General features: G+C 39.3%; 9 protein-coding genes and 4 tRNA genes. All 13 read left to right on the forward strand.

Annotation, left to right across the window (positions count from 1 at the left end):
• The first annotated feature begins 24 nt into the window (after positions 1-24).
• The 13 genes from carA (at position 25) to NV377_RS13600 (ending at position 12851) form a co-directional block, all read left to right on the forward strand.
• Positions 25-1164, forward strand: a complete 1140-nt coding sequence (carA, locus tag NV377_RS13540; protein WP_258199455.1) for a glutamine-hydrolyzing carbamoyl-phosphate synthase small subunit — start codon at positions 25-27, stop codon at positions 1162-1164.
• Complete coding sequence (carB, locus tag NV377_RS13545; RefSeq protein ID WP_258199456.1) at positions 1157-4378, forward strand: carbamoyl-phosphate synthase large subunit; 3222 nt, start codon at positions 1157-1159, stop codon at positions 4376-4378. Before carA ends, carB begins: the two co-directional genes overlap by 8 nt.
• A 252-nt stretch (positions 4379-4630) precedes the next feature.
• Positions 4631-5362: an orotidine-5'-phosphate decarboxylase gene (pyrF, locus tag NV377_RS13550; protein ID WP_258199457.1), complete on the forward strand. Its 732-nt coding sequence runs from the start codon at positions 4631-4633 to the stop codon at positions 5360-5362.
• On the forward strand, positions 5355-6002 hold the full coding sequence (gene pyrE, locus NV377_RS13555) for an orotate phosphoribosyltransferase (RefSeq protein ID WP_258199458.1): 648 nt from the start codon (positions 5355-5357) through the stop codon (positions 6000-6002). Before pyrF ends, pyrE begins: the two co-directional genes overlap by 8 nt.
• Before the next feature lie 252 nt (positions 6003-6254).
• Positions 6255-6974, forward strand: coding sequence for an ABC transporter ATP-binding protein (locus NV377_RS13560; protein WP_258199459.1), 720 nt, complete (start codon positions 6255-6257; stop codon positions 6972-6974).
• A complete protein-coding gene (locus NV377_RS13565) occupies positions 6937-8004 on the forward strand; it encodes an efflux RND transporter periplasmic adaptor subunit (RefSeq protein WP_258199460.1) in 1068 nt (355 codons plus the stop codon). Before NV377_RS13560 ends, NV377_RS13565 begins: the two co-directional genes overlap by 38 nt.
• A 3-nt stretch (positions 8005-8007) precedes the next feature.
• Positions 8008-10920, forward strand: a complete 2913-nt coding sequence (locus tag NV377_RS13570; protein WP_258199461.1) for an ABC transporter permease — start codon at positions 8008-8010, stop codon at positions 10918-10920.
• Between the two features lie 3 nt (positions 10921-10923).
• Positions 10924-11817 (forward strand): ABC transporter ATP-binding protein, encoded by an 894-nt coding sequence (locus tag NV377_RS13575; RefSeq protein WP_258199462.1) that lies wholly within the window; start codon positions 10924-10926, stop codon positions 11815-11817.
• Between the two features lie 258 nt (positions 11818-12075).
• Complete coding sequence (locus tag NV377_RS13580) at positions 12076-12258, forward strand: hypothetical protein (protein WP_258199463.1); 183 nt, start codon at positions 12076-12078, stop codon at positions 12256-12258.
• A gap of 157 nt (positions 12259-12415) precedes the next feature.
• Positions 12416-12491, forward strand: a tRNA-Met gene (locus NV377_RS13585).
• 36 nt (positions 12492-12527) lie between these two features.
• Positions 12528-12604 (forward strand) — tRNA-Ile (locus NV377_RS13590).
• Between the two features lie 16 nt (positions 12605-12620).
• A tRNA-Leu gene (locus NV377_RS13595) sits at positions 12621-12709 on the forward strand.
• A 53-nt stretch (positions 12710-12762) separates the two neighbouring features.
• Positions 12763-12851, forward strand: a tRNA-Leu gene (locus NV377_RS13600).
• The last annotated feature ends 79 nt before the right edge of the window (positions 12852-12930 follow it).

The following is a 12930-nucleotide window of genomic DNA, read 5'->3' on the forward strand; positions in this document are numbered from 1 at the left end:
AACAACTTTTGAGGAGTGAAACGGATGCAAGCAAGACTATTGTTAGAAGACGGAACTATGTTTAAGGGATTATCATTCGGTGCTGAAACTCAAACGATCGGTGAGGTCGTATTCAATACAGGTATGACAGGATATCAAGAACTTCTTTCTGATCCATCTTACTGTGGACAAATTGTAACGATGACTTATCCACTAATCGGTAACTACGGTATTACTCGCGATGACTTTGAGGCTATTCGTCCTAATATTTATGGCCTAGCTGTTCGTCGTTATGAACCAATTCCAAGTAACTGGCGTGCACAATATTCATTAGGTGATTTACTTAAAGAATATGAGATCCCTGGTATTTCTGATATCGATACTCGTATGCTGACTCGTAAAATTCGTCAATTCGGATCTATGAGAGGTCTTATTACGACTGGTAATGAGCATGTTGAAGAACTTCTAGAACGTTTGAAAGCTACTCCAACTCTTCATGATCAAGTTGCAAGAACATCTACGGATTATGTGTACACGAATCCAGGTAGCAAAGAACGTATTGTTCTAATTGACTGTGGTTCTAAGAGTGGAATTATTCGTGAACTTTCCAAACGTAATTGCGACATCGTAGTCGTTCCACATGACACAACTGCTGATGATATTCGTCGCCTTGCACCAGATGGCATTCAATTGTCTAATGGTCCTGGGGATCCGAAAGATAATCTTCATGTTGCAGAAACAATTAAACAACTACTTGGTGAATTCCCAATCTTCGGAATTTGTCTTGGTCATCAACTATTTGCTCTTGCATGTGGTGCTGATACAGATAAATTGAAATTTGGTCACCGTGGTGGTAACCATCCAGTTAAAGAATTAGAAACAAACCGTTGCTATATTACATCACAAAACCACGGTTATGCAGTTACAGATGAGTCTATCAAAGGTACTGATCTAATCGTGACACATATCAATAATAATGATAAAACAATCGAAGGCTTGAAACATAAAACGTTCCCTGCATTCTCTGTACAGTATCACCCAGAGGCAGCTCCTGGACCAGAAGACTCTAGCTATCTATTCGACCAATTTATTGAAATGATTCGCAAACATAAGATAGAAAATCCGCAAAAACCTCGTCAAGCTGTATTGTCGGAAATGTTGAGAGGAGAATTACAAAATGCCTAAAAATAATAAACTTAAAAAAATCCTTGTAATTGGCTCAGGTCCTATCGTCATCGGACAAGCGGCGGAATTTGACTATGCTGGTACTCAAGCATGTCAAGCTTTGAAAGAAGAAGGTTATGAAGTCGTTCTAATCAACAGTAACCCAGCAACAATTATGACAGATACAAATATGGCTGATAAAGTTTACATCGAGCCGATTACACTTGACTTTGTATCTCAAATTATTCGTCAAGAACGTCCAGATGGTTTGCTTCCAACACTTGGTGGTCAAACGGGTCTAAACATGGCAGTTGAACTTGCTCGTGCTGGCGTACTTGAGCAAGAAAATGTTCAGTTACTAGGTACTCAACTTACTGCAATTGAAAAAGCAGAAGATCGCGATTTGTTCCGTGATCTTATGCGTGAACTTGATCAACCGGTTCCAGATAGTGATATCGTAACTACAGTTGAAGATGCTGTAGCGTTCGCTAACACAATTGGCTACCCGATCATCGTTCGTCCTGCTTACACACTAGGTGGTACAGGCGGCGGTATCTGTGCAGACGAAGAAGAACTTCGCGAAACAGTAGCTTCAGGTATTCGTTATTCTCCAATCAACCAATGTCTAATTGAGAAATCAATTGCTGGTATGAAAGAAGTAGAGTACGAAGTAATGCGTGATGCTAACGATAACTGTATCGTTGTATGTAATATGGAAAACTTTGATCCAGTTGGTGTTCATACTGGTGACTCTATCGTAGTTGCTCCTTCTCAAACATTGTCTGATCGTGAATATCAAATGCTTCGTTCCGCATCATTGAAAATCATTCGCGCTTTGAACATTGAAGGTGGCTGTAACGTACAGTTCGCTCTTGATCCGTTCAGTTTCCAATACTATGTAATCGAAGTTAACCCACGTGTATCTCGTTCATCTGCTCTTGCTTCCAAAGCAACTGGGTATCCAATTGCAAAAATGGCAGCTAAAATTGCAATCGGTTATACACTTGATGAGATCGTTAACCCAGTTACCGGTCAAACATATGCTTGCTTCGAGCCAGCACTTGACTATATTGTATCGAAAATTCCTCGTTGGCCATTTGATAAATTCGTTGATGCGAACCGTAAACTAGGTACGCAAATGAAAGCAACTGGTGAAGTTATGGCGATTGGTCGTACATTCGAAGAATCTATTCATAAAGCAGTTCGTTCATTAGAAATTGGTGCACATCGTATTCATTTGAAAGAATCTACTGAGCTTTCTGAGGATGTACTTCGTACACGTCTAATGAAACCTGATGATGAGCGTATGTTCCTAGTTGCTGAAGCATTCCGTCGTGGTTATGCTCTTCAAGAAATTCAAGATCTAACGAAAATCGACTGGTGGTTCCTTGATAAGATCGAAGGTATCGTGAAATTTGAAGATATCATTCGTTCAACAGCTGAGCTAACTGACGAGTTATTATATGAAGCAAAACGTAAAGGTTTCTCTGACCGTTCAATCGCTGAACTTCGTCAAGAAGGATTCCCTGGTGCTGCTTTCACGAATGAAAATGATATTCGTGTACATCGTAAGTCTCAAGGTATGGTTCCAGTTTACAAAATGGTTGATACTTGTGCGGCTGAATTTGAAGCAGTTACACCTTATTACTACTCCACTTATGAAGTAGAGAATGAAGTAACTGATACAACGAAAGAAAAAATCCTTGTACTTGGTTCTGGTCCAATCCGTATCGGTCAAGGTATTGAGTTCGACTACTCCACTGTTCATGCTGTATGGGCAATTCAAAATGCAGGTTATGAAGCAGTTATTATTAATAACAACCCTGAAACAGTGTCAACTGACTTCAGCACATCTGATCGTCTATACTTTGAACCTTTGTTCTTCGAGGACGTAATGAACGTAATCGAGCAAGAGCAACCAATTGGTGTAATCGTTCAGTTCGGTGGTCAAACAGCAATTAACCTTGCTTCTCCACTTTCTAAAGCTGGCGTTAAAATTCTTGGTTCTAGTCTTGAAAGTATCGATGAAGCGGAAGATCGCAAGAAGTTTGAAGCTCTTCTTCGTAGCTTAGACATCGCTCAACCAGAAGGTAAAACAGTAACAACGGTTGATGAAGCAGTAGCTACAGCTCAAGTTATCGGTTATCCAGTTCTTGTACGTCCATCTTATGTACTTGGTGGTCGCGCAATGGAAATTGTATACTCTGATGAAGATTTGTTGAGCTACATGAAAGTAGCTGTTAAGATTAATCCTGAGCATCCGGTATTGATTGACCGTTACATGCTTGGTAAAGAAGCAGAAGTTGATGCGATTTGTGATGGCGAAACAGTGCTTATCCCAGGTATTATGGAGCATGTTGAGCGCGCAGGGGTTCACTCAGGTGACTCGATTGCCGTATATCCACCACAATCACTTTCTGACGATATTAAGCAACAAATCGTAGACATTACAATTAAAATTTCAAAAGCACTTAAAGTTATCGGACTTGTAAATATTCAGTTTGTTATTCACGAAGAGAAAGTATATGTGATCGAGGTTAACCCACGTTCTTCTCGTACAGTACCATTCTTAAGTAAAGTAACGAATATTCCGATGGCAAATCTTGCAACTCGTGCAATCTTGAATGAGAGCCTTGCTGAGCTTGGTTATGTAGATGGCTTGTGGCCAGAAGATGATCATGTATCGGTTAAAGTTCCAGTATTCTCGTTCGCAAAACTTCGCCGCGTTGACCCTACACTGACTCCTGAGATGAAATCTACAGGTGAAGTAATGGGACGTGACGTACAATTTGCAAAAGCATTGTACAAAGGACTTATTGGTGCAGGTATGAAGATTCCTAACTCTGGTACAATTCTTGTAACAGTAGCGGATAAAGATAAGCAAGAAACAGTTGAATTAATGCGTGGTTTTGCTAACGTAGGTTACAAATTAATGGCAACTGGCGGTACTGCAGATGCACTTGAAGCAGCGGGCTTATATGTAGAACGTGTTAATAAACTAAGTGAAAACACGCCAAATATTCTTGACCATATCCGCGAAGGACATGCTCAATTCGTAGTAAATACACTTACGAAGGGCAAAACTCCAGAACGTGATGGCTTCCGAATTCGTCGTGAAGCAGTTGAGAATGGAGTAGTTTGTATGACATCACTTGATACAGTAAGAGCATTGCTAACTATGATGCAAACAATTAACTTCTCATCTCGCGCTATGCCAGTTTTGCAACAGAAATAAGAGCTAACCTATAGCATGTAAACAGTCGCTACAACTTTCTTATAAGAAAGTTGTAGCGATAAATTCATCTAGTAATAAACAAGAAGTTTAGATTATGCTTTCGATGCAATTTTTCGTTGCGCGAAAAATTTTAGATCATGCTTTCGAAGTAACTTTTTGTTACTAAGAAGTATGTTCAAGTAGAAAACAAAAAGTTTAGATTATGCTTTCGATGCAATTTTTCGTTGCACGAAAAATTTTAGGAGGCAAGGTATGTCACTTACAAAAGCAGAAGCGGCTTCGAAAATAATGGTTGCTCTTGATTATCCAAGTGCAACTGCTGCGGAGCAGTTAATTCAGCAATTGAACGGAATTCCTTGCTACATGAAAGTGGGCATGCAGCTATACTACGCTGCAGGCCCCACTTTTGTAGAAGGGCTTAAAAATCGTGGTTTCCGCGTGTTTTTAGATTTGAAAATGCATGACATTCCTAACACCGTGAAAGGTGGAGCAGCGAGTATTACTGCATTAGGTGTTGATATGTTCAACGTTCATGCTGCAGGTGGTCGAGCTATGATGGAGGCTGCTCTCGAAGGAGTGCAACAAGCAAGCTCTAGTAATCAACGTCCTACCGTAATTGCAGTTACACAATTGACTAGTACTAGTCAGGCGGTTATGAATGACGAGATTGGCATTGCGGGTACTGTTGAAGATGCAGTGCTTTCATACGCTAAGCTAACACAATTGGCAGGATTAGATGGAGTAGTTGCCTCACCGTCAGAAGTTATTGCGATTAAAAATGCATGTGGACAAGCTTTCCAAACGATTACACCAGGTATTCGCCCGTTAGGAGCAGCATTGAATGATCAATCGCGTATCATGACACCAAGTGAGGCTCTTCGTCAAGGTACAGACTATATGGTCATTGGTCGCCCTATTACAGCCGCAAATGATCCGCGTTCAGCAATTGAATCTATTATTGAGGAGTTAATCTCATATGAGTAAAGTATCATTGGAACAACTTGCAAAAGATATTGCAACATCATTACTAGAAATTAAAGCAGTAGCGCTTCGCCCAAATGAGCCATTCACATGGACTTCTGGCATCAAATCACCTATTTATTGCGATAATCGTCTTACAATGACTTATCCGGAAATTCGTGAAAAAGTAGCAGATGGATTTGTAACTTTGATCAAGGAATTGTATCCTGATGCCGAAGTGATTGCAGGTACTTCTACCGCTGGTATTCCACATGCTGCTTGGGTAGCTCAGAAAATGAATTTACCAATGGCTTATATTCGTGATAAAGCTAAAGGACATGGTAAGCAAAATCAAATCGAGGGTCGTGTCCTTCCAGGTCAAAAAGTTGTTGTAATCGAAGATTTGATTTCTACGGGTGGTAGTTCTTTGAAGGCTGCACTTGCAGTTCGTGAAGCTGGAGCAGAGCCGCTTGCAGTATTGGCTATCTTCACTTATCAGTTCCAATCTGCTATCGATGCTTTTGCAGAAGCTGGTATTCCACTACAAACGATTTCAAATTATACTGCATTAATTGAGCAAGCTGTTGCCGCTGGCGAAATTGCTCAAGATGATGTAGCAGCACTTCAATCATGGAGAGCTAATCCGCAAGCATACGGTAACTAGAATTTAGTTATTATGTCTGCAACAAGGACAATATTACTAGACATTATCGTTTCAGCATCAATGAAATGATGATGTCTTTTTTTCAGTTACTATAAGAGGAAGTGGGGCATTTACTATACGTGCATCTATGAATCCTTACTAGTAAATTAATTTTGTGAGAAAATTTTTAGAAAATAATAAAAAAGTTGTAACCTTTTCCAACTCTAAAACGTCTCTAATGTAGAATAAGTGTGAGGAGTGTCATGAGATTATATGAATGAACAGTTACATATTCAAGAAAATGATGTCGAGTCTAGTCACACTCCACTATTAGAAGTGCGAGAAATGGAGCGAATCTTTCAAGTAGGCGGTAAGGAGCTCCATGTGCTAAAAGGACTTAATATGACAGTTGAACGTCAACAACTTGTTATGTTAAAAGGCAGATCTGGCTCAGGGAAAACAACCCTTTTGAACAGTCTTGGTGGGTTAGATACTCCAAGTAGAGGGAGTATTTATTTCAATGGAAAACCGTTCGATACGTTGAGTGATAAGGCCAGGACATTAATTCGTCGTAATGAAATGGGCTTTATTTTTCAGGCGTTTGCACTAATGCCATTATTATCTGCGTATGAGAATGTAGAACTTTCTTTAAGGATGGCGAATCGTCCTAAGAAAGAATGGAAAGAACGCGTTGAAGAATGCTTAACACTGGTTGGACTTGAAAGACGTATGCATCACCGTCCTTACGAATTATCAGGTGGTGAACAACAACGTGTTGCTATAGCTAAATCTATTGCACATCGTCCGATTCTATTACTAGCAGATGAGCCTACTGCTGAACTAGATACTGCGATGTCAGCACAGGTAATGGCGTTATTTCAAAGTATTATTAAGTATGAACAAATTTCGATATGTATGACGACACATGATCCTACAATTTTGGAGGTTGCAGACCATGTTTATGAAATGGTGGATGGCAAATTTATCTCGTAAAGCAAGTATATCAATGGTTATTCTAGCACTATTATTAAGTGGTTGTAGTCTATTACCTAATGAAAAAGAAGAGGAAGTTATACCTGATATTATTCCTCCGAAAATCTCGCAAAAGCCAGAGTATACTGTGGCTACAAAAACATTAGAATCGGCAGTGACGCTAATTGGAAAAATTATCTCATTAGAAGAAGAAACAATGTATTTCACTAAAGGTGATCTCAATGTAAAAGATGTATATGTAAAGTCAGGTGATACCGTTACTGCTGGACAACTGATTGCAGAACTTGATGTAAGTGAACTGCAAAAAACTCTACGCCTTGAAAGGTTAGCTTTCCAACGCGATGAACTGGCGATGAAGGAGTTACTTCGTACAAGAGATGAGATGGATCAAGCTGATTATGAATCTCAACGCATTGCATTTGAAGAAAAAAGACAGAAGCTATCTGATATGGAAGTTGAAATTTCAAAAGGTGCAATTACTGCGCCGTTCTCAGGAACGATTGTTTCGCTTACTGTGAAAAAAGGTGATCTTGTTAAAGCTTATGCTCCAATTGCTATTGTAGCGAATACATCACTACTTGTTCCAGGAGCTAAATTAACAAAAACTGAGCAAGAAAAAGTAGCGATTGGTATGGAAGCAACCGTATCTATCAGTAACGGTGGTTCGATCACAGGGAAAATTAAGCAACTTCCTAACAAATCCACGGAATCATCTTCAGGTGGAGAAGGATCAGGTGGTGCTGCCAGTGGCATTGATCGTATCGAAGATTATATGATTGTACAGATCGATAAGTTGCCAGAAGGCGCAGCTAGAGGTCTTACTGCTTCTATTAAAGTCGTAACTAGTCGTACAAAGGATGCAATTGTAATCCCACCGTCCGCACTAAGAAGTATTGGTAATCGAACTTACGTACAAGTGGTGGACAAGGATGGGAAACGAGAAGTTGACGTGGAAGTCGGACAGCAGACTCCTACTGATGTCGAAATTTTACAAGGCTTAACGCCTGGTCAGAAAGTAGTAGGGAGATAAGATATGGGTATACCCTTCTTTCGCTTTATTTTCCGTAAAATGTGGAATACTCGTTGGCTAACATTAAGTACTTTATTAGGACTTATTGTTGCTGTCGCATTTGCCACAAGTATTCCAATGTACGCTGATGGAGCATTAAAACGAGTTATTGCACAACAATTGAAGGTAGATAGTGAAAGTAAACCTGCAGGTTCATTAATGATGAAGTATCAAGGTGTACCTTCAAATGGGAATAACTTGGATGGTTTGCTTTCAGTTGAGAAGTACATACAAGAAAATATCCCTAAAACGATTGGTTTTCCACATGATATTTTCGTACAACAATACGCCATTCGACCAAGTAATGTAACTCCTGTCTTTCCTGATAAGGTCGATGCGAGTCGCACACGTTCATTGAGTATTCAATCAATGAGTGGTTTAAAAGATCAAAATGAACTTGTTCAAGGTCAATGGTTCAGTGACAAGCTTACCGACAAAGGTGTTTTGGAAGCTGTAATGATTGAGGAAGGCATGTACCGTAATGATGTACATGTAGGCGATCTATTCTATTATCGTGCAGATAATAGCAAACAAATCGTCGTACAAATCGTTGGTATTGTGTCACCACTCGATGTCTCAGATGCCTATTGGGCGCAAGGTATAGAATCGCAATTCGGTACATTATTTGTCGACGAAAAATTATTTCAAGAAGAAATATTGAAAAAGCAAAATATCTTTTTACAGTCTGCAACTTGGTATTATTCATTTGATCTTTCTACAATAAAGAGCAGTCAAATTAATGAACTGGCATCCACTTTAAATCGTCTGGATATTGAATTGTACCAACGACTTAAAGATACGAAAGTAGAGCAGTCATTCGCAGAGACGCTGAAAGAATTCCGTAAGCAAAGTAATGAATTACAAACGATGTTATTTACTTTAGCTGCTCCTATGCTTGCAATGGTTATTTATTTCATTATGATGAATGCGAGACAATCGCTAGATAAACAACGCAGTGATATTGCTGTTCTTCGTAGTAGAGGTGCTGGAACAAGGCAAATTGTAGGGATGTATGTTGTAGAGAGTATAATGCTCGGCATTGTTGCTCTCGTTATCGGACCGTTAATTGGTTGGTATATGTCAAAAAGTATTGGTTCTGCAGACGGATTTTTATCCTTTGTCAATCGAAAATCAATTACGATAGGATTTTCAGTTGAAACGATAATTGCAGGCGTTATAGCTGTTATCGTCGCATTATTAGCGACAATTATACCTGCTGTACAGTACGCAAGAGCTTCAATTGTTAGTTACAAGCAAGACTTAGCACGATCTGATAAAAAGCCATTTTGGCAAAAATGGTATCTTGATATCATATTGGTACTTGTTACCGTCTACGGTTGGTATTTATTCAATGAACGCCAACTACTTACGCTTAATTCAGGCGTTTCAAGTGATCAAATGCAGATACAACCATTTTTATTCTTTGTACCTGCGATAGCGATTTTTGCACTTGGTTTACTATGTCTTAGAATTTTCCCTTGGATATTAGCATTTTGCAATTGGCTGGGTAAGAGGTACTTACCTGTATCTTCTTACTTAACGTTAACACAATTATCTCGATCATCTAAAGGTTACTATCCGTTGATGACACTACTAATTCTAACGATCGGTCTAGGAGTTTATAATGCTTCGGCAGCTCGGACGATAGACTTGAACTCGACGGAACGAACTCTTTACAAAAATGGTGCTGATGTTATTATACAAACCAATTGGGGTGGTATACCCGAAAAAATTACTACTACCAAACCTGATGAAGGTAACAATGGCGGTAATAATGGTGGTAATAACGGAGGTAATAACGGAGGTAATAATGGAGGTAACGGCGGAAACGGTGGTGGAAACGGCGGAGGCGGTGGGAACAATAACCAACCTCAAAAATTACTGTATACAGAACCCCCATTCGAAGTATTCCGTTCTAGTCCTGGCGTAGAAAATGCAACAAGGGTACTTCAGTCAAAAAACAATATTATAGTATCGGGTAAGACCGTTGGTAAAGGTACGATTATGGGAATTGATAATAAAGATTTCTATGATGTAGCTTGGTTCGGAGAAGATTTATATGATGTCGATCCAGCATATTACTTATCATTCCTTGGATTGGCTGAGCATGGTGCACTTATACCTGAAAATATAGCTGAAAAATATCAACTTAAGTTAGGAGATATCGTTTCTGTTAGTTTCACAGATGGAACATTAGAGTTTACTGTGCAAGGTATCGTACCGTTTTGGCCTAATCTATATCCAGATAGTGAACCATTCTTAATCGCTAACTTGGATTATATTTATGATCAATTACCTCTAATTCCTTATGAAGTATGGGTAAAGATGGAGCCCGATGCGCTTGTTGCTCCATTACTTGAAAATCTAGCTGCGAATAAATTAGATGTAGTTACATGGAAAGATGTACGTAATGATCTACTTATTCAATCGAAATTACCGACAAGAGGTGGCGTATTTGGAATTTTAAGTCTTGGATTCCTCGTTACGATTGCGGTTACTTTAGCAGGTTATCTACTATACTGGTTCTTCAATTTGTCAGGTAGGGTTGTTCAATTTGGTGTACTTCGTGCCATGGGACTATCGAAGTCACAGTTAACTAGCATGTTGCTAATTGAACAAATCTTAACTGCTGGACTTGCAATTGGACTTGGATTTGGTATAGGAAAAGTTGTAAGCTACATCTTCTTACCATTTTTACAATCAGCAGACAATGCCTCAGAAATGGTTCCACCATTCCGCGTTATCTTCCAAGCTAGCGATACGAATCAATTGATGCTAGTCGTGCTTGTGATGATGTTAATTGGTGCGACGTTCTTACTCCTTCATATCAAAAAGCTTAAAGTGCATCAAGCTGTGAAAATGGGAGAGGAGCGATAAATCATGATCTATTGTGAAGGTTTAGTAAAAATATATAAAACTGACGACTTGGAAGTTGTCGCTCTACAGGGCTTGAACTTAACCGTAGAGAAGGGCGAATTGATGGCTATTATCGGAAATAGTGGTAGTGGTAAATCAACGCTCTTAAATACGCTAGGTGGCTTAGATCGTCCGTCTGCAGGTCAAGTTAAAGTTGGTCCTTGGGATCTACTGAAGATGACTGAGGAAGAACGAGTAAGTTACAAACGCGATACAGTCGGATTTATCTGGCAAAATAACGCACGAAATTTATTACCTTATTTAACTGCATTAGAAAATGTTGAAATGCCAATGATGCTTTCTGGAAAGTTGGATCGTGCATATGCGATGCAACTTCTAGAATGGGTCGGTTTGAAACATCGAATTCATAATAAACTGCACCAGCTTTCAGGCGGTGAGCAGCAGCGTGTGGCAATAGCAATCTCATTGTCTAATCGTCCAGAGCTTCTATTAGCAGATGAGCCTACAGGGTCGGTAGATACAGCGACATCAGATATGATTATGAATATTTTCCGTAAGCTTAATAAGGAGATCGGTGTCACGATTGTTATCGTTACACATGATATGACTTTGGCCAGTCAAGTTGACCGCGTAGTTGCGATCAGAGACGGATTAACAAGTACGGAGTTTGTAAAACATAATCCAGAGATCGGATCGCATGGGGAAGGTTTTGTATCGCTATCAGCTCATACATCACAAAATGAGCATGTTGCTTATGTGGTCGTAGATAAAGTTGGTCGTCTGCAAGTTCCGAGAGAATACTTGAAATCAATGGATATTAAAGATAAAGTATTAATGGAATTTGATGGTGAGAAGATTACGATTAGAGCTCCACATAAAGTTCAGACTGAGGAATAAGCTGTTTAACTAATTTTGTCCCCTTATAGAAAGCGGTGTAGATAGAGTTCGAGAAAGTTGAACTCATCACTGTTAACTATGAGGGGATTTTTTAATATTTATAAAATAGTAATAAAGATAATATGATTATTTTGTGTTTGCATGATTTTGTTAATAATGGGTAATCTATCGTTATCTTTGGCTCATGCTTCCGAAGCAACTTTTCGTTACTAGGAAGTCAATCAAGGAGAAATGAAAAGTTTTAGGAGGTAACAATAGATGTGGATATATTGGATTAGATTATATGAATCAAAATTTCAAGCTAGTTGTGTCGTGCAGAGAATGGAGAATGACTATTGGATGTATGGTCTTGATTGTCCTCAAGAAATTGAAATTTTTAAATCATTAAAGGGAAGGTATGGTGTAAAGTATTTATTAAATAAATCCCGTAAATTAATATAGTATATGAAACAAACCAAAATAAAACATAACAAAACTGTTAAATTTTATGCTTTAAAATAAAGAAAATAAAAATTATTAAAAAATGCTTGACGTAATATAGTCGGATGTTGTATATTAATACATGTCGCCGTTGCGATAACGTAAGAAATGGCAATGACGCGGGGTGGAGCAGTTGGCAGCTCGTCGGGCTCATAACCCGAAGGTCACAGGTTCAAGTCCTGTCCCCGCAACCAACCTTTGGACATAATGAGTCATCATTATATTATCAAGGGCCCTTAGTTCAGCTGGTTAGAGCAGTCGGCTCATAACCGATTTGTCGGGGGTTCGAGTCCCTCAGGGCCCACCATTAGTTACATACCCTTGCCGGGGTGGCGGAACTGGCAGACGCACAGGACTTAAAATCCTGCGGTAGGTGACTACCGTACCGGTTCGATTCCGGTCCTCGGCACCATTTTTTACTTGCAATACTGATTTTTCAATTGAATATTGTATACATAGTACTACGCCGGGGTGGCGGAACTGGCAGACGCACAGGACTTAAAATCCTGCGGTAGGTGACTACCGTACCGGTTCGATTCCGGTCCTCGGCACCATTTAATTTATCAGATTTACACTATTATGTAGCAATTTCATTGAATAATCCAAACCTCTTCAAGCTTAGCTTGAAGAGGT

The organism is Paenibacillus endoradicis, from assembly GCF_024721975.1.